18 protein-coding genes and 1 pseudogene are annotated in these 23,254 nt (G+C 57.9%); 9 read left to right on the forward strand and 10 right to left on the reverse strand.

Annotated elements, in window-relative coordinates; all coding sequences use genetic code 11:
• Positions 1–176: 176 nt before the first annotated feature.
• From CI41S_RS15725 to CI41S_RS15770, 10 genes are all read right to left on the reverse strand, one after another.
• Entirely contained in the window at positions 177–1,013 is an 837-nt protein-coding gene (locus CI41S_RS15725) for an SDR family NAD(P)-dependent oxidoreductase (RefSeq protein ID WP_139860219.1), read from the reverse strand.
• 483 nt (positions 1,014–1,496) lie between these two features.
• Positions 1,497–2,609 (reverse strand): nodulation protein NodZ, encoded by a 1,113-nt coding sequence (locus CI41S_RS15730; protein WP_139860221.1) that lies wholly within the window; start codon positions 2,607–2,609, stop codon positions 1,497–1,499.
• 160 nt (positions 2,610–2,769) lie between these two features.
• Complete coding sequence (locus CI41S_RS15735) at positions 2,770–4,797, reverse strand: carbamoyltransferase family protein (RefSeq protein ID WP_139486097.1); 2,028 nt, start codon at positions 4,795–4,797, stop codon at positions 2,770–2,772.
• Positions 4,798–5,083: 286 nt separating this feature from the next.
• The gene (locus tag CI41S_RS15740; RefSeq protein WP_139860224.1) at positions 5,084–5,875 is read right to left on the reverse strand and encodes an ABC transporter permease; all 792 of its coding nucleotides are present in this window, start codon (positions 5,873–5,875) and stop codon (positions 5,084–5,086) included.
• 3 nt (positions 5,876–5,878) lie between these two features.
• The gene (gene nodI / locus CI41S_RS15745) at positions 5,879–6,799 is read right to left on the reverse strand and encodes a nodulation factor ABC transporter ATP-binding protein NodI (protein WP_139860226.1); all 921 of its coding nucleotides are present in this window, start codon (positions 6,797–6,799) and stop codon (positions 5,879–5,881) included.
• 1 nt (position 6,800) lies between these two features.
• Positions 6,801–8,510 carry a nodulation protein NodU gene (nodU, locus tag CI41S_RS15750; protein WP_139860228.1) on the reverse strand — a complete coding sequence of 570 codons (1,710 nt, stop codon included), beginning with the start codon at positions 8,508–8,510 and terminating at the stop codon, positions 6,801–6,803.
• A 13-nt stretch (positions 8,511–8,523) separates the two neighbouring features.
• The gene (gene nodS / locus CI41S_RS15755; RefSeq protein ID WP_139860230.1) at positions 8,524–9,153 is read right to left on the reverse strand and encodes a nodulation methyltransferase NodS; all 630 of its coding nucleotides are present in this window, start codon (positions 9,151–9,153) and stop codon (positions 8,524–8,526) included.
• A 30-nt stretch (positions 9,154–9,183) separates the two neighbouring features.
• Positions 9,184–10,539, reverse strand: coding sequence for a chitooligosaccharide synthase NodC (gene nodC, locus CI41S_RS15760; RefSeq protein WP_139860232.1), 1,356 nt, complete (start codon positions 10,537–10,539; stop codon positions 9,184–9,186).
• A 16-nt stretch (positions 10,540–10,555) separates the two neighbouring features.
• A complete protein-coding gene (nodB, locus tag CI41S_RS15765; protein ID WP_172627106.1) occupies positions 10,556–11,215 on the reverse strand; it encodes a chitooligosaccharide deacetylase NodB in 660 nt (219 codons plus the stop codon).
• Positions 11,212–11,844 (reverse strand): NodA family N-acyltransferase, encoded by a 633-nt coding sequence (locus CI41S_RS15770; RefSeq protein ID WP_139486103.1) that lies wholly within the window; start codon positions 11,842–11,844, stop codon positions 11,212–11,214. Before CI41S_RS15770 ends, nodB begins: the two co-directional genes overlap by 4 nt.
• A 793-nt stretch (positions 11,845–12,637) precedes the next feature.
• On the opposite strand from CI41S_RS15770, the gene nodD1 reads away from it, so the two are divergent.
• The 9 genes and pseudogenes from nodD1 to CI41S_RS15820 all read left to right on the forward strand — a co-directional run bounded on the left by nodD1 (position 12,638) and on the right by CI41S_RS15820 (position 22,896).
• Positions 12,638–13,582: a transcriptional regulator NodD1 gene (gene nodD1 / locus CI41S_RS15775; protein WP_139486104.1), complete on the forward strand. Its 945-nt coding sequence runs from the start codon at positions 12,638–12,640 to the stop codon at positions 13,580–13,582.
• Between the two features lie 638 nt (positions 13,583–14,220).
• Positions 14,221–15,216 carry a transcriptional regulator NodD2 gene (gene nodD2 / locus CI41S_RS15780; protein ID WP_139486105.1) on the forward strand — a complete coding sequence of 332 codons (996 nt, stop codon included), beginning with the start codon at positions 14,221–14,223 and terminating at the stop codon, positions 15,214–15,216.
• Positions 15,217–15,815: 599 nt separating this feature from the next.
• Positions 15,816–16,025 carry a hypothetical protein gene (locus CI41S_RS15785; RefSeq protein ID WP_139486106.1) on the forward strand — a complete coding sequence of 70 codons (210 nt, stop codon included), beginning with the start codon at positions 15,816–15,818 and terminating at the stop codon, positions 16,023–16,025.
• Between the two features lie 122 nt (positions 16,026–16,147).
• Positions 16,148–16,861, forward strand: a complete 714-nt coding sequence (locus tag CI41S_RS15790; protein WP_172627121.1) for a MerR family transcriptional regulator — start codon at positions 16,148–16,150, stop codon at positions 16,859–16,861.
• 345 nt (positions 16,862–17,206) lie between these two features.
• Positions 17,207–18,214, forward strand: coding sequence for a branched-chain amino acid ABC transporter substrate-binding protein (locus CI41S_RS15795; protein ID WP_347339250.1), 1,008 nt, complete (start codon positions 17,207–17,209; stop codon positions 18,212–18,214).
• Between the two features lie 401 nt (positions 18,215–18,615).
• Positions 18,616–18,878 (forward strand): annotated as a pseudogene (locus CI41S_RS15800) (transposase); the annotation flags it as partial.
• Positions 18,879–19,047: 169 nt separating this feature from the next.
• Positions 19,048–20,076 carry an LLM class flavin-dependent oxidoreductase gene (locus tag CI41S_RS15805; RefSeq protein ID WP_139486109.1) on the forward strand — a complete coding sequence of 343 codons (1,029 nt, stop codon included), beginning with the start codon at positions 19,048–19,050 and terminating at the stop codon, positions 20,074–20,076.
• 1,136 nt (positions 20,077–21,212) lie between these two features.
• Positions 21,213–21,587, forward strand: coding sequence for a NolY (locus tag CI41S_RS15815; RefSeq protein WP_139486111.1), 375 nt, complete (start codon positions 21,213–21,215; stop codon positions 21,585–21,587).
• A 1,051-nt stretch (positions 21,588–22,638) separates the two neighbouring features.
• The gene (locus CI41S_RS15820; RefSeq protein WP_139486112.1) at positions 22,639–22,896 is read left to right on the forward strand and encodes a hypothetical protein; all 258 of its coding nucleotides are present in this window, start codon (positions 22,639–22,641) and stop codon (positions 22,894–22,896) included.
• The last annotated feature ends 358 nt before the right edge of the window (positions 22,897–23,254 follow it).

Genomic DNA, 23,254 nt, shown 5'->3' on the forward strand with positions numbered 1-23,254 from the left:
GATCTAGCGTCACGAGTTAACGAGATGACATAGAAGCGTAACACCTTTTCATGGCACGACAGTAACCTTACAGTGGCTTGATTTCATCTTTTTTCGGAATAGGTGCGCGACGCCAGCGTAGAACACGTGCTCGAGCGTTGAGGCTCAAATCAGCGACGTTGCCAGGCTTGCTCTAGTCACAGATGTTGCCCACCATTGATCGGCACCTCGGCCCCCGTAACATAGCTTGCGGCATCCGAACATAGGAAGAAGATGACCTTGGCCACTTCGTCGGGTGTGCCCACTCTGCGCAGCGGGATGTTTGGCACGAGACGCGCTTCCGTGTCGGGCGACAACATGTCCGTCCTGATCTCACCGGGCGCGATCGCGTTCACGCGAACGCCATGCGGCGCATAATCATGGGCCATTTCGCGTGTGAGACTCGCAAGCGCAGCCTTCGACGTCGCATAGGCGCTGCCGGCGAACGGGTGCACCCGCGAACCAGCGATCGACGTCACGTTGACAATCGATCCTGACGCGGCCCTTAGCTCGTCGAATAAGCCCTTCGCCAGCAGGATCGGGGCCACGAGATTCAGATGAAACACTCTCATCCAGATTTCGGTTGACGTCGTCAACGACGTCAGCCGGTCACCATCGGACGTCTTCGGCGAGATGCCGGCATTGTTCACTAGTGCGTGCAAGGGTGCGCCCGCCAAGCGTTCCTTGACCTGCGCGACCAAGCGCGGCAGCATTTGATGATCGCTAAGGTCGACCTGGACATGATCCTCGCGCCCGGAGTCCCACGGGCACCGCTCGCCATCGAACGGCTGGCGCGCGCAAGAAATGATGCGCCAACCTGCCTCCGAAAACAGCTTGGCAGTGGCATGCCCAATTCCGCGCGATGCCCCAGTCAGCAACATCGCCTTCTGCTCTCCCTGGTGGAGGCGGGCTTTATCGACGCGAAAGGGACAGCCCAAATGTGTCTCGGGCAGCGGACCTGCGACCAGATCGTCATTTGGCAGATCGAGACCCACGCCCGCCTCCTCTGATGTAGCGCCGCTGGCAAACGCGTAGCAGGATTTGGGCCACTACGATGCACGCAAAGACGCTCCGGTTTTGCGTCCTAATGTCGCGCACGCCAAAAACTTGGCCGATTCGAGACATGGTGCGTGTGCTTTGCGACATCGACGGTGCATCACCCACACAATGCCTGAAGCAAACTCGGTCACTGCTAGGACCTGACATCAAGCTGCGCTCTCGTGATCGCGCAATAAGGAGCGAGCGGATAAAGAATCCTACTCGTCGAGGCAACGATTGGTCAGGATGGCGGAGACACCCAGTAGCCGTCTCGATACGAAACGAAACCTGACGTACCAACTTCACACGTTAGGTTTTCTCTCCAGGGCAAGGGCATGTTGGAGCGTCGGTTTGAGCAATCAATTGCCGCCCCGAAACATAGTGGCAGGACAGCTTGATGCAAAAAGCCGCCATCAGATCGATGAGGCGGGTCACAACCTTCATGAAGACACCAGCTCTTGTGAGGCTTCTTCAATCAAGATCAATCGGCTCGGATCGTTCAAATCGAATTCTATAACGCGTGGCGCAAAGAGGCGCGCATAACGCGTGAAAGCGCTGGTCGGCGGGAACCGGATCACAGTGTCGCATCGCGCAAGGAGATACATCTCGATGAGAGCGGAAAATCCGCCCTCGGCTCCGAGCGCCGCGCTGTGCAAAGGTCCGGCCTGAGGCGCATGGAAGCGCTTTGGAATCGTGAAAACGTCGGGAAACATTGCTGACACCTTTTCAAGGACGAGCGCGCTGTCCGTGCACAGGAAAGCCCTAACAGGCTTTTCATGCGATAACGCCTTGGCCGTGTCGATCGCATTACAGACCTGTCGCAAGGCGCGCTCGGGATCAGCCCAGTAGGGCGCATGCCCCATAATATCCTCGCCGTTGCCGTGCCGAACATGAATGCCGATCACGCTGTACGGCTCAAAGTGCTCACGGAAGATGGCATCAATCCGCCCCTGAACTTCAGATCGCGGCTTGATGCTCCGAAAGATCTCTCGTTCAGCCTCTTCATCGCAGCGCCACATCAGGCAGGCGTCACACACAATCGTATTTGCATCGCAATCTTGCTGACTTTGGAACAGCTGATCGAGTTCATCGCGTTCCCGAAAAATCTGCTCGTCCGGCCGATAGGCGCAATCAATAGTTGGCCTATTCCACCATCCCGGGAAGAAAGGTCCCGGAAATGAGCGCTGATTGATCTGGTCGTCGCAGATCACCCGTACGCCAGCAATGTCTTGAACTGGCTCGAAGAAGACCGGAAAGGCGTTAGTGAATGGTTGCTCGAGATAGCAAGACCCCCGCCAATCGATGACCAGGTTCCGTCCGGTCCGCTGCGCAAACCGCCAAGCCGCCGCCAGCGACCACAGGCAGTCGCCCAAGCCCGTACGTCGCCGGGACACAACGAACCGATCATTCTTCGGACCGCCAAGCATCTGCATTGCCTCCTTCCGGGCTCCTGGTTGAACAAGAGACGTCATTGGAGACACCTCACATATGGTCTTGGCCGATGTTATGGCCGCCGCTTGTGCTGCTCGCGAGCTGCGTCGGTAGAACTTCATAGCAGCGCTATCCTCGTGGCGGGTTCTGTCAACGCTTATCCATTCAGAGCTTTTGCGCCGATATACCCGATTTCAACCGGATGCCTATTGTGCCCCTAATCCACCTCGGCCCAGCCGCCTGTACATGGAGGCATAGCCAGTCGATACTCATGATCGCCGGTTATGCTCCGCTTTGCGCTCTACTGCAGACGCAAGCAGCGCGTAGCGGATGCAACCGAACGCCGCGCTGCTCCCACAGGAGTCGCAGTTCCTTCACGAGACCTTCGCGCTTGGGCTGGTCCAACATTGTTGTGTCGAGAAGCCAGCCGAGCGAGGCCTCCCCCTCGATCCGCATCAGCAGGTCGAAGAGCTCATGCGAGATACGCATGCTCTCGCGCCCCGAATGTCCCATACGGATCTCGGAAACCGTTTCCTGACGATCATCGGCTGTGTAGGAGCGAATACGATGAAGGGATGCATACGGAGGCAATGAAACGCTCAGTGTACACCAATCCTGCAGCGTTGCCGGCCGCTTCTTGACGAGGAATGGCCCAACTACAAGTCCGTCCAGGTCGGTCGTCAAGAACGTGACGATGGCGTCTGAAACGGAATCGACGATCGGCTCGGCATTGTTGTTAAAGGACGTGTTTAGAAGAACCGGGATGCCGGTTCGCTTCTTGAATGCGTTAATGACATCCCAATAGGCAGGGTTTGTGTTGCGCGAGACCGTTTGCAGCCGAGCAGTCCCATCAACGTGCGTGACCGCACCGAGCACGCTATGGTGGGCCGCACGCACACGAACCACGAAGTTCATGAAGGGAAACTCCCGCTTGCCGCCTGGGAGCTCAAAGAACTCGCTTGCATCCTCCTCCAGCACTGACGGCGCAAACGGACGATAGCCCTCGCGCTTCTTAACCATGGCATTGATGCGGTTCTTGTTTTCCGCCGGCCGCGGGTCGGCGAGAATGCTGCGGTTGCCAAGCGCACGTGGCCCGAACTCAGATCGGCCCTGAACCCAGCCGATGACTGCGCCATTTGCCATCCAGTCGGCTGCACTGGCTGCGATGTCATCACAACGTTGAAAATCGAGGTGGCCAGGCCATGCATTGAGCTCTTGTTCTATGGCTTGCTCGGTCCCGAGATCGGGTCCCCAATAGACGTCCGACAATCGCTCGCGCGGCGCGGGCCGACCCAGCTCGTTTGACATCATCAATGCAGCGCCGAGTGCGCAACCGGCGTCGTGCGCGGCGGGCTGGACGAAGATGTCGTCGAAAAGCGCCGAATAGAGCAGCTTACCGTTCATCGTGCAATTGTGGGCTACGCCTCCCGCCAGGCACAAGCGCTTCATGCCCGTCGCATCGCGATGATGCCGCAGGATGTGAAAGATGATTCGCTCCAGCGCTTCCTGCAGCGAAGCGCTGACATCTCGATGCTGCTGCGTGAATGCCATTCCCTTTCGCCGGACCTGGATACTGCGGATCAAGGCCGGACCGATTCGGTCCAGATGGACCCGATAGCCACCGTTGTCCAACAATTCGTAGAACTGCGCGAAGAGCTCGCGATAGGGAGCAGGGTCACCATAGGGAGCAAGCCCCATCACTTTATACTCGTCGAACAACCCGTAGCCGAGATAACGGATCGTCTCGAGATAGAACAGCCCCAGAGAGTTATGTTCTGGGAAGCTTACGAGTTGCGACACTTCGGTGCCGGTCCCCACCGCCAGCAGACCTGAGAGAAAATCTCCGCCGCCGTCGACCGCAAAGATGAGACTTTGCTCAAACCCAGACATGGCAAACGCGCTCGCGGCATGTGCTTCATGGTGATTAACGAAGTACACGCGCGACGCATCGACCTCGGTGCCGAACTCCCTTGCCAGCAGCTGACGTAGCAACAGTTTGGCGTCCAACGGCACGGGCTGAGAAACAAACAGCCGCTCGAGCATGGCATTGCAGTAGGCTTCAGTCGCGTAGAACGCGATGCGGTCGATCTCGGCAAGCTCAACTCCTGCAGTTGAAAGGCAGTATCGGATCGAGTTGCTTGGGAACTTGTTGGAGTGCTTGACTCGATTGAGGCGCTCCTCTTCGACAGCAGCAAGCACACGGCCGTCCCGCACGAGCACCGCGGCGCCATCGTGCAGAAATGTGTTGGGCAGTTCGGGCGAGCTTTGATAGATTCTGTCCAGACCGCCACTCACTCCGAGACACAACATCTTTCTCTCCATTTGATCATGACGGGAAAGCGAACCGCCCTCCCCAACTAAATCGTCTGTACTGTCACGCCCTTTCGGCCACGCGGGCCAGGCAGCACAACCAATGCTCTTGCGAAGCCCGACCCGGCGCCGAGCCGGCTCGACCTATTGAGGTGCTCGGCGTTCTCGCACAGCTCGATCGATCCGGCGGCGTGCACCTGGGAATGATCGCGTTCTTCTAAAGCCATTGCAGCTGTTCCTGTGGCAACTCGCGTTGCCGCCAATACAGAGAGCATTGCGAATCTCGTCAACGCAGCAGGCGGCGCCGGAACAATGCCGTCGACACAAAGAAAGGTAATACCGCGTACATGCAGAGCGCACCGACATGGAAGACGGCCCTGCCGCTGTCCGCACTCTCCAGCATCGCCGGGCGAATGAGGTCGACCGAATGCGCCAGCGGCAACAAGCCGGCGACCTGCTGAAAGGAACTCGGCAGTTGGCTCATCGGAAAGATTGCGCCACACAGAAACACCATGGGTGTCAGGATTAGCGTCTGGTAAAACACGAAGTAGTCGTAACTTGGCGCAAGAGATATGACGACCATCGCCAAACTTGCGAAGACAAGGCCGGTCAGGGCGACCATCGGCATCGCATACAAAATGGACGCCCAGGACGCGTAACCCAGCGTCGCAGCGACAATCCCGATTGCTGCTCCTGCCAGAACGGACTTGCTGGCCGCCCACACCAATTCGCCGAGAACGACGTCGCCAAGCGTGAGTTGTGTGGACAGGATTGCTTCCCAGGTTCGCTTGGCATCCATCCGAGCAAAGGTTGCATACATCGTTTCAAAGGTCGCGGACGTCATGGCGCTGGTCGCGACCATGCCGGCTGCCAGAAACGCGATGTACGAAGTCCCTTCAACGCGGCCCACGATTAGCCCAAGACCAAAGCCAAGACCGAACAGGTTGGTTATGGGATCTGCGAGGTTGCCGAGAACCGATGCGAGTGCGACTTTCCTCCATGCCAGGAAGTTTCGACGCCATACCGCGATCCAGTTGTACGCGTTAGCCGGCATCAACGCCGCATAGCTTTCACCCATCGCTCATTTCTCCATCTCGCGCCCGGTCAACCGCAAGAACACGTCTTCAAGATTCGGCGGCCGCTGCAGAATGCGAAGACCCGCTCGGCCGCGCAGTTGCACACGTACCTGCTCCGGATAGGGCGCATAGCAAAACAGCGTCTCTCCACTCACTTCGATGTGCCGAGCATAAGGCTTGAGCAGTTCACCGAACTCATGTGGATCACCGCCATAGATCTCGATCACGTCGCATCCGATATGCTCGTCGATCAAGACGTCCGGCTTTCCTTCGGCGATCTTGCGTCCACTCTCGAGCACGCAAAGACGATCGCATAGGCGTTCGGCTTCTTCCATGAAGTGAGTGGTGAGCAGGATTGTCTTGCCCCGCGCAAGCAGAACGCGCAAACGTTCCCAGATCAGGTGGCGCGCGTGCGGATCCAGGCCGGTCGTGGGCTCGTCCATCACAAGCAGATGCGGATCATTGATCAGGGCACGCGCCAATGTCAGCCGACGCTTCATGCCGCCCGACAGGTGCGCGACGCGCACGTCCGCCTTACTTTCGAGCCGCGCAAACTCGAGCAACGAGGGTACAATCGTCTCGACCTTGCGAGCACTCATGCCGAAGTAGCGGCCAAATACCAGCAGATTCTCGCGTACGGTGAACTCGAGTTCGAGGTTATCGAACTGCGGCACAACGCCAATGCGCACACGTGCTACCCGAGCGCGGGCAGGCACAGGCTCGTTGAGGACTGTAATCTTGCCCGCGTCCGGCGCGATCATCCCGAGCAGCATACGTGCAATCGTGCTCTTGCCGGCTCCATTTGGCCCGAGCAGGCCGAAGCATTCTCCGCGCGCAACCGAGAACGACAACTCATCGACGATGATCTTGTCGCCAAATGATTTTCTTACGCCGGCAAGGTCGATTGCTGCGCTGGACATGTTCATCCTAGGCGGACTGAAGCCGTTCAGCGGACGTTGGCTTGCTTACGACCATCTTGGTCCAGAGCAGACCGTCGCACCACACATGCTCTACGCGCCCCCATTGGCAGGCGGCGGCCGCGTCCGGGAAGAATCCTCGTCCGTGGAGGTTTGCACTCGTATTGCAAAGCAGCGGAATGCCCGTGAGCTGTTCGAACTCGACGAGCAGCTCTGCGATTTTGTGCGGAGAGTTGCGGGCGACTGTCTGCAACCGCGCAGAGCCGTCCAGATGGACGATAGCAGGGACCTTATCGCGCCACTCCGCCCGGGTCAGGTGATCGAACAGCATATAAGGATCTGGCGTCCCGGGGCTGAAGATCTCCGGCGCCCGATCCTCCAGGCAAATCGGCGCCACCGGCCGGAAATGCTCGCGGCGCTTGATGTCGTTGAGATGATCCTTCATTGCCGGCGAGGTCGCCGCTGCGAGAATGCTTCTGCCACCCAACGCCCGCGGCCCAAGCTCGGCGCGTCCCGAAAGGAAGATTATGGGCTTGTTGTCGGCGAGAATGGCCGCTAGCTCACGCAGAGTGCATGGCGTAGCCTCCCATTCTGGCGGGATTTCGCTGGCCCGCAGCGCCGGACCACTGTAGACCGACCATTCCAGCGGCCCGAACCCCTTTTGTGCCGCCATCGCGCTGCAAGCAGCGCCAATTGCCGAGCCGCTGTCATTTGGAAACGGCGGCACCCAGACATCATCGAACAATCCCGTCGCGCGAAGCGCACTGTTCCACTTGATATTGAGCCCGCACCCTCCGGCTACGCATAGGTTTCGCGCGCCCGGAAGCGACGAGTGCCGTAGCAGAACCATCGCGATTTCCCGGACAAGAAGACGTTCCAGGAACACATGAAACGACGCAAGGACGTCTTCGCCTCGCTTGGCCGTCAGGCGCAGCGCGCTCGCCTCGAAAAAGTCGTGCACAGCGGCAAGCGACGCCTCCGCATTGTTGATGTCAGCGCGGTAGCGACGGGCCTGCTCTGTATCCGCAGCGAAGCGCTTTTCGTAAAGCTCCTGAAACACAGCCACGATGGCTTCGTCGACAGAGCCAAGCGCAATATAAGCCATCAACTTGCCGGCGATGCCCAAGTCCCAATTGGTGCGATTCGGCTGCCTGTAAGGCCCGAAATGAAGGCCCGCGGCAGCATAGGCATGACCGATCATCGGAAACAGGCTGGCAATGAGCCGCGCGCCTCGAGGTTCGACATAGTAGAGACGTGGAAAGATGCAGCCATCCCATACCAGACAGAGCGCGGGCTTTCCGGCACTGGCAAACGGGCTGGTGCTGTAGGCCGAGGCGACGTGGCCCGTGACGTGCGGGTAACTCTTGTAGGGAAACACCTTGCCGCCGAGGATCAGGCCATAGCCATCGACCGAATCTAGAAGGCCCTCGGCATGGCGCTCGACATATGGCGCCCCCTTCAACGCGATCGGAACCGCCCCACTGAGAACCTGGAACTGCGACTCGATCTCCCCATCCCAGCCGTCGATGACGAACTGATCAATGTCTCGTGGATCGAGGCCATGCTCGGCCAACGCGAGCACGACTGCATCGAGGTTATCGACGGATTGATACCGCGGATTGTTGCCGCGCTTCTCTTGCTCGGTACAAAAGACAAGTTTCCCGTCCTCGACGACAGCGATTGCCCCGTCATGTGTTAACTTGATGCCGCAGATGCGCATACGACCCCCTGGCCTAATGACCGCGATTTGGTTGTTCTGACGAGTTAGTCGGCTTCCGAAACAGGACGATTAAACAATCTTCGTTGACCGATTCAGTATGGCAATGCAGACGCTCGACTTCAGATAGACTCTGATTGAAGAGAGAAATCACCGTTTCAGCACCGGCGGCATGCCCCCAACGTCGACACGTGGCATCACGCGCAGATCCGAACACCAGGGTGCCGTTTGGTGCAAGCATATCCACCAGATTGCGGATGGCTGCGTGCATCTCGGCGATGTCCTTGAGGTAGTAAAGAACCTCGGCCACCACGATCAGATTGAACTGCTCAGCGGTCGAGAACCGCTGAATGTCGCAGGTAATCCACGTGATATGCGACCACCTTTTGGCCCGTTGGCGAGCACGTTCGATCGCCTGCGGCATGACATCGACCACGGTGACCCGTTCGCAGTGCGGCGCCAGCATTTCGGTGAAGGCGCCGGCTGCACATCCGACTTCGAGGGCATGCACAACGTCACCGTTGTAACGCGACATCCGGAGCATTTGCGCGTATCGCTCCTGCTCGAACGAATTGCTGTCGAGCCGCCATGGATCATCGACGGCCAATTCGCGCTCCAACAGCTGATAGTTCTTGTCCGGTGTCACTGGTCATTCAACCTATTTGTAGACGCTCGATCAATCACGACCGCAAACACCGTCGGTGGCGGCCAAGCCCGATGGACGGTGCGAAAGCCCGGGCTTGCGAATTGCGCTAGAGCTCACCCCACTTCTTGCGGGACCTGTTCCGGCAATCGGATGCGGGATGATGGCCTTCTTTTCTCCCGTGCTTTGCACGGTGACTTTGCGCGACAGCCAATCGCTATTGCTCAATGTACAAAGCGCGTAGGCTTTCAATGGCAGCAAGAGAAAGATATTGATTGGTGTGTGGAGCGAGAAGCCGAGAAACCGCATATCGCGAGCACGGAACGCTGCCACGCTGCACCGAACCATCGTCATCGCCGCAATCGTCAACACCGTCCACCAGGCCACCGACCCGCCGATGATGAACTGTGCGAGCGCAGCCAGTGATGACAAAGCGAGAAGCAAGGGGCCGAGATTTTGTCCGACAACGTCGAGCGTGAGATAGCGATCCAGCTCGGGCAGCAGGCGCAACGCCAGAAACGTGTCCCGAAAGGTACTGCGAGCCCAGCGAAGTTGCTGTCGCAGATATGGCCCAAGGCTGTCCGGCACCACTGTTGCTGCGATCGCGTCGGGGACATACTCGGTTCGAAACCCCGCCTTGAGCATGAGGATCGTTAGATGACGATCCTCGCCGAAATCGCTTGGCTTTCCACGGAAGAATTGTGTTTCGTATTGATCAAGCAGCAAGGCGAGCGCAGAGCGACGATACATGGCACATGGGCCGCAGCAGCACATCACCGCGCCGAAGCGTGCCTGCGCCGCGCGCTCTTCGTTGCAAGCCAACCAGTATTCCATATCGATCAGCTTGGTCAGCCAGGTTTCGTTGCGATTGCTCGCTATCAACTGCCCCATGGCCGCGCCGACGTCAGCGTCCTGCATCTTTAATACAAGCTTCGTGACCACGTCGGCGGCAAGTATCGTGTCCGAGTCGACGTTTAGGACCAGATCGCCGGAAGAGCTGCGTATCGCGGCAATCTGCGCCTTGCGTTTTCCGACGTTCTTGGCCAGCAAGATGATGCGAAACCTCGGATCGCTCGCATAGGTTTTGTGTACAGGCCCCACAAGATCGCGATTTGCGGACCCGTCGTCGATCACAACGACCTGCAGTTTTCCAGCGTAGTCCTGGCTTGCAATCGACGCGAGGCATTCGGAGAGTGTGTGTGGGTCCTCATTGAAACAGGGCACGATGACATCTACGCTGGGCAGAACCGCCTCGGCTTGTCCGAGATCGTTCTGCAGCGAAGAGGGATTGACCGGCTGAGCGTAAAGCGCTTGCGCGCTCTTGTATATCGTCGAGAGCAGCGCATAAGACGAAACGGCGACAGCGCTGGTTGTAGCGAGCAGATCCATGGGGTGCCAGTTTTGTTCAGTGAAGTTGAGGAAGCGGATGGATTTCGAACCCGCGCAGTTGCAGCGCCGGAATCAGATATGTCAGCGCCCTCACCGTCTGATCACGCGAAGTGGCGTCAGTGCACGAACTCTCCTCGCCGGGAGGATACCCGTCGTGCAGGAGCACAATTGCACCCGGGCGAACAGCCGCCAGCACCGAATTCACGATGCCATCAACCCCAGGGCGCGACCAATCTCTCGGATCAACTGACCAGTGCACAGCTGCGAGGCCAGCCTTGGCTGACGTAGCAAGCACGTCTTCGGTCCATATTCCGTAGGGTGCCCGTATGTGCCGCGGCAAAGCTTGCGGGCATGCCAAACGGATTGTCCTGCTCGCCGTTAGCACCTCATCCTGTACCTCCGCTGCTTCGCATCTGGACAGATCGGGATGTGTCATCGTGTGGTTTGCAACCTCGTGCCCTTCGGCGATCATTCGTCGAATGAGTTCAGGTTGGTCGGCCGCATACGTGCCGATAACGAAGAACGTCGCGGGCACCCGATGCTGCGTCAGCACATCGAGTACGTCCGGCGTGCAGAATGGATTGGGCCCATCATCGAAGGTTAAGTAGACCGAGCGACTTCCGCCGACGTCACCGTAGTTGCGCCGCACCGCAGATAGGGGCATGAGTTCGTTCACAGCTCGGGCCCGTTCCGATCGATAATCGTTCCGGCCGGCCACTCGCCCATTGAGCGTCCAACCGGGAACACCACCACGAGCACGTCTTCGACGCGGATCGGCGACAAATTAGGGTAGACATCTGGCTGCGTGGAGCGGACGCGAATGCCAGACATGAGGGTTGCCAAGCCCTGCCTTCCGACAAGTCTTGTGAGATGCTTCTCAAGCGCAGGCCGGACCGTACCAAAGCCGAACGGCACCCCAAACTCCCGCAGCGCAGGATACATCACGCGCATCGAGTGGCCGATTCCGAGCCCCTCAAGATCTGGACGCACGGCATATAAGCCAAGTTCGGCCACGAGGAGATCAACGCCATCAATCTTGATGAAGCGGCGTAGTAGGCCGATATGAGCAGCGACGCCGCGCGCGTCGTAACCGATTACGCGTACTTCAGGCCTTGCACCGGCCCAACTTCGATTACCCTCGAATGGCTGCGCATTGAACGCACCGGTCGGCCCATAGCTCTTACGGAAGAAGTCGGCAAGCTCGGCATGATCGGCGAGCTGCAGCTCGTTTTCCCAGCGAAGGCTCCACTGGACTTGAGTGCGCGCGGAAGGCTCTTCCGCAGACCGGGACACGGCAATATTCATGGCGGACTTCCCTGCGCCAGTGGGGATGAGAGCGGAGATGGTCACGTAAGACACTCGCTATTCGCCGAACCGTTGGTCAATCTGGAATGTGTTGGCGCGCGGCATCCACGCTCGGCTTTCCTCGCCAGACCGCGCGAGAGCAGACCGTCGCGGAATGGCGCCATCGTTAACGGCGAGACGATCGCGCAGCTCGCACGTGTCGTTCCAGCCAATGCCATGGTCGACATATGCCCGGACATCCCAATGAGACGGTTGGGCATGACCGCATCGGAGGGCTGGCCATCGATGCGTGAAAGCTCATCGATGGCACACGCAGCTAGCACCACATCAACTTCGGTCCTATGCATCTTCGACCCGCCTTGCATTGCGATGGACAGGCGCGCCATTTGGCCAGTCGCCGGAAATATTCGGCATCCGCGATCTGCGAACGCCGCTTGGTCGCGACACTAAGGTCAGGCTGAGCAGGCCCTCAAGTGTACGCGGGTAAACCGCCGATATGGAAAGGGATGGAACACGCATACGAAGGTTTATCGGGGCCTGCCTAGCGTCGCAGCGCGTGATGGTCGCACCTAGAAGAGGCGCAACGCGCGCGCGGCACAGATGGCCACTTCCCACACGGATTCGGCAGGTGCACGCACGTCCAGGAGTTTTTCTCGGAGTCCGCGTACGACCAATAGCCATCGTGGCATACCTAATTCATTTTCCAAACTGATGTTTGCTATCCAACATTCCGCAGTTTGGTAAAATCGATTGTTTCGATAGAACACATCCACACGATGGATAGACTCACGACATGCGGTTCAATGGACTTGATCTAAACCTTCTCGTTGCGCTCGATGCTCTGATGACGGAGCGCAACCTCACCGCGGCTGCGCGCAAGATTAACCTGAGCCAGCCCGCTATGAGCGCTGCGATCGCGCGGCTGCGCAGCTATTTTCGCGATGAATTGTTTACGATGAGAGGTCGCGAGCTCGTGCCAACGCCCGGCGCGGAGGCGCTTGCGGGTCCGGTTCGCGAGGCCCTGCTGCACATCCAACTCTCGATCATTTCTCGGGATGCGTTCGACCCGACCAAGTCGAGCCGACGCTTCAGGGTCATTCTCTCCGATTTCATGACGATCGTATTTTTTCGGAGAATCGTCGATCGTATGGCGCAGGAGGCGCCTGCGGTGCGCTTCGAATTGCTGCCATTTTCCGATGAACCCGGTGAGCTGCTTCGCCGCGGGGAAGTCGATTTTCTCATTTTGCCGGAATTGTTCATGTCGAGCGCGCATCCTAAGGCGACGCTATTCGATGAGACCCTCGTATGCGTGGGATGCCGCACGAACAAGCAGCTATTGCGACCACTTACATTCGAGAAATACAATTCTATGGGGCACGTCACTGCCAAGTTCGGACGGGCACTGAGGCCCAACCTCGAGGAGTGGTTCTTGCTCGAGCACGGCTTGAAAAGGCGCATCGAGGTCGTTGTGCAGGGCTTTAGCCTGATTCCGCCCATATTGTTGGACACGGACCGTATAGGAACAATGCCCTTACGTCTCGCCAGACACTTCGAAAAGCGGATGCCCCTGCGGATCGTCGAGCCACCACTCCCACTGCCCACATTCACCGAGGCCGTGCAGTGGCCCGCGTTCCACAATACCGATCCGGCGAGCATTTGGATGCGGCGGATATTGTTGGAGGAGGCATCCAACATGGGATCTGCGCATCGGGAGTCGCCAACGCGCAGGCGCTGCTAGGTCCACCACAAGCAGCCGCCCCGGCAGATGCAAATATCCTGCTCATCATTCGACGTGGCTGCCTTGTCATTTTAACTTCCCGGACGGCCATGCTGCAAAACGCACGCGCGAGCCGGCCCGGGATTGTGAAAGATTGCTTGCCCGTGCGCTTAACGATCCCACAAAGCGTGGTGCAGTGCGCTTGTACCGCAAGCAAGGTCCGACGCCATCGCGGAAGGACGCGAGCTTTCGAGTACGAAGGTATTTGGCGAAGCCAATTAAATCGCTTGAACCCGACACTGCGTCAGGTTGTAGTTTTGCCTCCTGACCAACGCTGCGCTGGCGGACGGGGCACATCGGGCAAACTCATGGCTCTGGCGGGAGAGGCACTTAGGCTGGCTCGCCGATGGCGACTCGACTAAGTCGAGTTGCGAGAGTGCCTGGAATCGACGAGCTCGATCAGGTTCGCGCTCCCGACGGGCTCGAGCCGTAGGTCGTCGTCCGAGCGCACTGCGCGCCAATCTGCGATGATCCGCGAGCTTTCTTGCAATCGCACGAGAGGAACGGAGTTGATTCGGGCGAGCCAATGACACTGCTTCAGATGCAGCCGTTGTCGCTCATTGTATGCACTGTAAAGACGAATGCGTCGGATATAAGATATGCGTTTCAACGGCCTGGATCTGAATCTTCTCGTCGCCCTTGATGCTCTAATGACCGAGCGCAGCCTTACCGCAGCCGCACGCAAGATTAACCTCAGTCAGCCGGCCATGAGCGCAGCCGTTGCCCGGCTGCGTTCCTATTTCCGTGATGAGCTGTTTGCGATGAGAGGCCGGGAACTTGTCCCGACCTCACGCGCAGAGGGACTGGCGGCGCCCGTTCGCGAGGCGCTGACGCACATCCAGATCTCCATTATCACGCGAGACGCGTTCGACCCGGCGCGATCGAAGCGGCGGTTCAGGATCGGCCTGTCTGATTTTATAACGATCGTATTCTTTCGACATGTCGTCGAGCGTGTCGCGCGAGAAGCACCCGCCGTCAGCTTCGAACTGGTGACGCTCGCTCATGAGCACGATGAACTTCTCCGGCGCGGCGAGCTTGATTTTGTTATCCTCCCGGAACTATTCATGTCCAGCGCGCACCCGCGGATAGCCCTGTTCGAGGAGAGGCTTGTGTGCGTAGGCTGCGGCACGAACGGACAGCTACGGCGGCGGCTTACATTTGATCGATACATGTCGATGGGCCATGTTGCGGTTAAGCTCGGAGTTGCGCGCAAGCCTCCCATCGAGGAGTCGTTTCTGCTCGATCGCGGCCTCAACCGACGCATCGATATTCTCGTGCAGAGCTACGGCATGATCCCGCCCATGCTGGTAGGCACGAGCCGGATAGGGACCATGCCATTAAGGCTCGTTAAGCATTTCGAAAGGACGATGCCCCTTCGGATTGCCGAGCTTCCGCAGCCGTTCCCCACCTTTACCGAAGCGGTCCAATGGCCTGTCCTTCACAACAGCGATCCGGAAAGCATCTGGATGCGAGAGATATTGTTGCAGGAAGCGGCTCGCATGACATCTGCGAGTGATGATTGCTCCATGATCTGCGCTTCAGAACAAGTGGATACTGAAGGAAGCTTGACGAGAGTCGCCTCGCGGCTATCTTGAGGACTCCTGAAACGTGTGTGCGAACCTTGTATCCGGCTGCATGTCTGGACAGCCGCACTTTAGACTTCTCCCGCTTTAACTCACTCTCGGTTTATGAACGTCCCCGGCTTCGCCGCCCAGGCGGCCATCATGACGTTATTGCGAGGCTCGCACATTGGTATCACGCCCGACGTGCGGGCGGCGGTTCAAGTCCGCCTGTTGCTTGTTTTAGAAGGCTACACGCCAAAAAACGAGCACCACGCACTCGAGGCCTCGCTCAAGCCAAGCCCTCGCCTTTGTAGCGCTGTAAACTAACATCAGCTCGGGGCGCGCCGTCCACGCCCAGAACCAGTAGTGCTCCTAATGCACGGAGCCGATTCGCTTTTGCCGAGCCGCACATGACGCGCAACCCGCGTGCCTACCGATTGTACAGATGACGGGAATCGCTCGTGCGATTTTTGCAAAACACCGCGCACCTGTGTTGCCTTGTCGCATCACCTTAAAGGGCACGGCATCTTCATCGCTCCGCGCCGCCGGTCTGACTTCTTTTGGCCCTACCGCGGCCAAACGTCTTGACGACGTGCGCTGCCTTGGCGCAATGACAAGCAAGGAGCCGAACGTTGGAACAATACAGCGGCGTATTCGATCCGGAAGAACTCTCTGTCTTAGGAAACCTCTTTGATGTCGCAATCAACGCGTTACCGCCGTCGATGCGAACGCCTGAAAATCAAACGGCCGTCGCCAAACTCATCTTGGATCGTACAGAGATCGGCGCGTCTAGGCTGGCATGCCTGATGAACTTGTTGATCACCATTTCACCTAAGGGTTGATCGCCAACCATTCTGAGGATAGTCACCATCTCTTCCGCTGGAATGGAAGACGATCCAGCTAGAGCTTTGAAATAGCTTGAATCATACGTGACGTCAGGTTGTAGGCTTTGAAATTGAACAACATGAGCAAAGCTACACCACGACGGCGTCGATGGCGCATTGGCGAACTTGCAGAGGCGACCGGAGTGACGGTACGCACGCTGCATCATTATGAACATACGGGACTCTTAGCCGCGTCAGAGCGTACAGACGGCGGTCACCGAATGTACGATCGGGAAAGCGTTCAACGGGTTCATCAGATTCGCGCGCTACGTGAGCTTGGCTTCTCCCTTCACGAGATCCGCAAGGCTATGGAGGGCACGACATCCCTCATTGATCTGCTGCGCAAACATTTGGAACGGATCGAACTTCAAGTCGCTCGAGCGACCCTGTTGCGAGATCGTTTACGCGACATGACGACGGGCAGTGAGATCCAGGTAAGTGTAGATGAACTGCCTGCCACCTTGGATGCGATGTCTCGGGTCGAGACACGTGGTCAGACGTCCCGATGTACGTGCAAATTAGCTGCAGAGCGCGAGGAGCGGTGGCGGCGGATCCGCGACGAACTGCGTGATTGCATGGATCGGGGCGAACACCCTTGTGGTGAGCGAGCAAAAGCTGTCGCGGTTGCAGCGCGATTGCTAATCGGCGAAATCGCCGGAGCCGATTCACGCGTTTCGACGATCCTGAAGGTCCTTGCGCGGTTGAGTGCTCCCCGCAGTCTGGCTGGTTGGGATCCTACTCTCATGCAGTATCTCGACCTAGCCCTTGCCGGACTTGAGGATCAGCCATACTGACGGCTTAGGCGCAGGGACGCGCGCAGCATCTCGCCGATCTTTGCGCCGAGGCCATGGCCGGATAGTTTCACAAAGGGGCTTGAACCGCACGTAACGTCAAATTGTAGGCTCTACCGTGGTCGCGGTGTGGCCAGCTGACGCGCATGACTTCGCTTGGCAGAAGAAATCCCACCGAGGCCTGGAAGCAAGTCGAGCCGCGAGCGCTGGCGGTTCACTTCAGCTGAGCATTGGAGCTCTACAATGTTGGGTCGGTGTTACGCTTTGGCTGCCAGTGCAGCCCTACTCTTCTGCGCCGTCGGCTCGACTACACGTGCCTCGGACGTCAATATCGCCGTGGCTGGTCCCATGAGCGGAAGCAGCGCCGCGTTTGGCGCACAAATGCGCGATGGAACGGCGGCCGCCGTCGATGCCTTGAACGCCTCGGGCCTATTTCCCGATACCAAGCTCATATTGACCGTCGTCGATGACGCCTGCGACCCCAAGCAAGCCGTCGCAGTTGCGAATAAGCTTACAACCGAGCGCGTCCGGCTGGTCGTTGGTCATTTTTGCTCTTCTTCGTCGATCCCGGCTTCCGACGTCTACGACGAAGCAGGCATCATTCAAATGTCACCCGGCTCGACAAATCCTCAGCTGACAGAACGTGGCCTTAAGACGCTGTTTCGGATCTGCGGTCGTGACGACCAACAGGGTCTCGTTGCAGCTAAGTACATTCACGCAAATCACCATAACGATACGATCGCAGTGCTCGATGACAAGAGCACGGCCGGTAAGGGCGTTGCCGACGTGGTTGCGGCACAGCTTGAGAGAGCCGGTGAGCACGTCATTCGAAAAAGCTATGTAGCCGGCGAAAAGGACTACGCGGCGCTGGTCTCAAGAATGAAGAAGGATGGGGTGCGGGTCGCCTATATCGGCGGCTATCATACCGAAATTGGACTGATCGTACGCCAGGCGTCAGAGGCAGGTGCTGGCCTCATCGTCATGGCAAACGATCCACTGATGACGTCTGAATTCTGGGCCATTACCAGCAGTGCGGGAAATGGCACATTGTTCAGCTTCATGCCCGACCCCGTCAAGAATGCCAACGCGGCCGGCATCGCCGCCAAACTCAACGCTGCCAACCTGTCAACCGAGGGTTACACGCTTTACGCCTATGCAGCCGTCCAAGCATGGGCAGAGGCGGTCAAGCGGGCCAGATCTTTCGATGCTCGACGAGTGGCCGACGCACTTCGTTCGCGGCCGATCGATACCGTGATCGGCCCAGTCCTGTTTGATTCCAAGGGTGACAACGCGGCTCCTGGATTTCTCGTTTACCGCTGGCGCGACGGGCATGTTGAAGCCGTCGAGCAGAACTGATCGGGCCGACGCGTAACCTTCCATAATTCAACCAGTGACACAGATGATTAAGCACCCTCACGACCTTGGTGAAGCGATACTCGCGAGCACTCTTGTGCTTGCGGCTTTCGGGGCATTTCTCGCGCTCGCTGCGGCGCTCGCGGAGCTGCCTGATGTCGATGCAACGGGGGATGAGCTACGTCCGATGATCGACAAATAGTATCCGTGCCAACCCTGTTGCAAATCGGCCTTGGCAAGCCTCTTTTCGGGCTTGAAAGGCAGGAAGTTGCAGCAGACTCCGCTGAACTTGAACTTTCAGAACACCCTCCGACCCACGCTTCGTGCTGGCGCGCGGCAGATGACCTCTTATTGGCCATTTGCTCCAGCTGGAGCGCAAGTCCTGCCCCAAGAAGGGCGGACAGATGAAGCGATCGCGATCGAGATTCACGGAAGAGAACATTATCGCGATATTGAGGGAGCATGAGGTTGGCGCGACAGCGGCCGATCTAGCTCGCAGGCACAGGACCTCTGAAGCGGCGATCTACAATTGGAAAGCCAAGTGTGGCGGCATGGATGTTCCTGCGGCCAAGCGATTGAGGGCCTGGAAGAGGAGAACGTGAGGCGAAAGATGCTTCTGGTGGAGCACATGCTCGGTGTGGCGGCGCTTCGCGAGCTCCTGTCAAAGTAGTGATCAGACCGCCATTTGCAGATTCTCATGACCCAATCGCATCGTGCAAGCTCATGGCTTGCACCCAACGAGAAGAGTCAAAGGCAGTCAAATTAGCGAACGAGCCGTCTTTGAGACCGACGGCATCAGGCAACCGGGACTCCTATTCCACAAACGGAGATGATCAGTGAAAAACAGCCCTCCTTCAAGACTAACGTGCGGCATTTTCGACCATTTGGACGACGACGGCCGCGATGTCGCGCGACAATACGAAGATCGCCTCAAGTTGGCGGAGGTGTGTGATTCCCTGGGATTTTACGCTTATCACCTAGCCGAGCACCACTGCACACCACATGGCAGAGGGCCGTCGCCGAATCTGTTTTTATCAAGCGTAGCGCAGCGTACCCAGAGACTGCGCGTTGGTCCGCTGGTCCTGTTGCTCAACCTCTATCATCCTTTGCGCGCATTCGAAGAGATCTGCATGCTTGACCAATTGAGCGGCGGCAGGCTCGAGCTCGGTATCGGACGTGGCTCCCTGCCAACCGAATGGGGCTATTTCGGCGTCAGCGCGGACGCGGCGCCAGAGCGTTATGAGGAAGCCAGCGAAATCCTAAATGCCGCGCTGAAGGGGCATACGCTATCCTATCACGGACGATTTTTTGAGCTGAGCGAGATACCTTTGACCATGAAGCCTCATCAGCATCCATATCCGCCGACCTGGATCACGAGCAGTCGGACCGAATCAGCGGAGTGGGCCGCTGCAAATGGCGCCAATCTGGCGTGCCAAGGCCGCTCCTCTGCTGTTCGAAACATTACGAATGCGTTCCGCTCGCATCGGGCGCGCATGACAGACGCGGACGATCGAGAGCCGTTTCTTGGTCTGCTCCGCATGGTCGTGATTGCGCAGTCTGACCGAGACGCCCATGTAGCAGCGGAAACCGCTTATCAGCGATGGCTCGAAAGCTTTAGATTCGCTTACGAGCTGAACGCCATTCCGACACCACCTAACCTGCCGTTGACCTTCGATGCAGCGCTCGAGAACGAATTGTGCGTCGTCGGAACGCCAGCTTCCGTCCGACAGCTCCTTCTTAACCAGATGGAGGAAGCAGGGGCCAACTACCTACTTTGCCAGCTTGCGTTCGGGAATCTCCCGCTGGAAACTTCTCTATACACCGCAACCACAATCAGATCCGAAATCATCGCTGGTTTTGGCTGACAATGACTATCCGATTTTTGCACCTCAGAGAGGCTGCGCATCGCGACCTCCATCTATGATCGGCCGTCCTGCCGAAGGCGCATATTCAGGGCCTCCTGCCTTACTCAGCAGGGGGTCCACAGACCGATGAGGACTGAATCGCCTCGATCACCATCGTGGCGGCCTCTCGGCCGATGTCGTCGGGTGACGCGAACTGATTTGGAGAGCTGCGAGCATGTCAAGCCAACTATGTTCATATGCCGCTGACCTCGTGCGTCTTGCAGAGCGGATCGACCTCGATCGCGCGCGCTATCCGCGCGCTGGATGCATCCCATCAAAACTTTCGATTTTACCGTTCTTAACCAAATACCCCATAGTCAATCGCCGATTTTCGGAAAGCACCCTTCACGAACCACGTGTGACAATGAACCCAATTTGCTTTGAGCATAGTCGCAGAGCATCCCCCGCCGCGCGTGCCTGCATCCCTAATGAGACTTCCCCATCCTGCAAATCGCGGCACGTGCCGCCCACATATAGTCGGACGGCGCATCGCAGCGTCCCACGCGCTACCTACCGCGTAGTCGCCGACCTAATCGTCATCATGTTAAAGGCGCTCCAGGAGCTTGGCTCTCACGTAGTCTTATTGGCTGGGGTCCATGCGTGCGCCGGCTAGACTTCGGACAAGCGAACTGCGCCCTCGGCCAAGGCGAACCGGACCTGTCGCCCCGAATCGCCTGCCCACACCGTCAAGCCGGTGCTGCGACGGCCTCCAGGAGATACCTGGCTGTCAGCTATCTGACCACCCCATCTGTAAGACATATTTCTCCGGTCACGAGGAGACACTGCTGTCGACTTGCGTGACCAGACGGGCTTCGCAGTATTACTGCGCGCGCCTGCGCCCCTACGTCATCGTGGTCAGGGATTCTCACTCCGCTCGCGCCCTCAGTGCTACTCGGCGCCGGCCGCCTCCACCCGCTTTCTGCAAACTTGCACCGTGGTCATCTCATTCTATGCGCTGTGCGCGACTGACTGCACGCGTGCACAGCTTTCTGCAGCGGCAATTCGTTCTCGTCACGCGCCTGCAGCGCCGCGAGCGGGACAAAGGACGCACCTCTTTACTTAACCTACCCTGCTTTTAATTACTCTGGAGCAACACTGTGGAACTCGACCCTTCCAATTCACGCATACAGGACCTGAAGCACCGCATCGACCTGCAACTGGACATCGTTGCCGCCCTCATTGGCGAAGACGGCAACGAGCTCGAAGCGGTCCGGCTGCTTAACGCACTCACAAACGAAATGATAAATGCGGAGCTTGCGCTCGGTCAGCTCGACGATGCAAGGACCAGTGGGCGCACTGGCGACGGGCAAACAGCGCGAATGTCGGCGGACCGCGGCATCTATCATCCAGAGGACCTTCAGGTTTTGGGCCAGCTTTTCGATCAAGTAGTGGCAGCTTTACCTGAGGCTCTGCGCACGCCTGCCAACCGAATTAAGATCGCCACGCTAATTCTGTCGCGTGCAGCGGAGTGACGTTCGATTCCGTGTTCTCCGGCCGTTGACGACGCGCTGAAAAGCCATTCATAGCTGGGCCGCCGGCGCGCTGAGGTTTTGCGCGCCGAGTACGCAGCAAGGCTCAAGATTGAATGGGCCTATCGTCTCGCGAACGAGTCGTTGCCCCGTCATATTGCAACTGTCCCGCATCGCCGCGGGTCCGAAGAGGTGCTATCGCGCCGGAGAGACGCGATTGCCTCTCATCTCAGCCGGACTTTCTTGTATCAAGTACTTCGTATTTATAGTGCCTTATATGCCGCAGCTAACTCCACCACCATAGCGAATGAACGCGAAGCTGACGTATGTGGCGAAGCACAGGCACGGTTGTCTCGTCCGGTCTAGTGTTTGACATTGGCCTCGATGGTCCCGCGCTTGTGTTGCGGCAACACTCTTTCATCCCGCAACGCACTACAGTCCACAATGCCTTGCGGGATGACACCAACCAAGATCATCGAAATTGCCCGCATCACGTCGCCGTCTTCTCTGCCGCACACCACTTGAAGCAAAACGTCACGCCACGCAGCCATGCGCACGGGTCGAACAACAGAAAGACGGCCGTGCCGTCGACACGTGTCAGAACGCCAACAAACACTGTCCGGAACGTGTCACGCGCCTAGAAGACGAATCGCACAAAACGGACAATACTGGGATTCAAGCGCTTCGTATTTCGAGGTTTCGGATGTGGTGAACGGTCAGCACGTCCGCAACGACCGTAGCGTCGACCAATCTGGACCGCTCTTCTGATTTCTTGGATTGGCCACCACCGATTGCAAGCAATTCGGGCAATTTAGCAAAGCGCGCAACAACGCTCGCACGCCTCAAGTGATACAGAATCATTCGAATTGAGTTTGCACTACGACGTTCGGTCATCCCCGCTTCAATAAGCGTCTATATAAACCTCATTGTAGCCCCGAGAGTAGCTCGATACGCGAACGCGCCTGCGGACCCGATCTCTTGCTTGATAGGCCACCGGCACTCGGTGCTTCGAAAACGCCACTTTTTCGTGTTTAGAATTCGATTGGAGTTTGAGATGGATCAGATCTCATCAAATCAGATGCAGGTGCCAGAGGTTCTCGTGAGCGTCGCATTTGACAAGGCGTGGCGCTTTGTCGAGAAGGATCCGCTGCTGGCACATAATCACAAGACAGTGCTTCATAGCCGATTGCGAGCTTCCCTGGAGTGTTCGATCAGGAACGGAGAACGGAATACCTTGCAGTTGGCGAACGAGGCGATTCGCAAATTGCGCGCAGAACTGACAGCCTCGAGCAAGCAGCAAGATCGCTCATAACTTCCGCGGCAAGAACGATCAGCTATGTCACGGCTCTCCGCGATCTTAGGTCGCAGATGAGCATGCTCCATACATCGTTGTCGAATTATTCCTCCACGACTATTCTGCGCCCAACCGCTTATCAACCAATGCAGCTGGTGCAAAGCTCCAAGCGCTGGGCCAGTCAGCTAGAAGCCAGGGTAAGCGACGACGCGACCGGACAAGCTCGCTGTTCCTTGGCGCGACACTGTGCATATGAAGATTCTACTCATGCCCTAAACTCGGCACGAGTTTGTACAACTTCAGCGTAATGGCTCGTTAAGCGCTGCCGCATCCGCAACGGCGCAGTAAAATAGCTACTAGAAGTAGGCCAGCCGCG

It is taken from the genome of Bradyrhizobium ivorense, assembly GCF_900696085.1.
GTDB lineage: Bacteria > Pseudomonadota > Alphaproteobacteria > Rhizobiales > Xanthobacteraceae > Bradyrhizobium > Bradyrhizobium ivorense.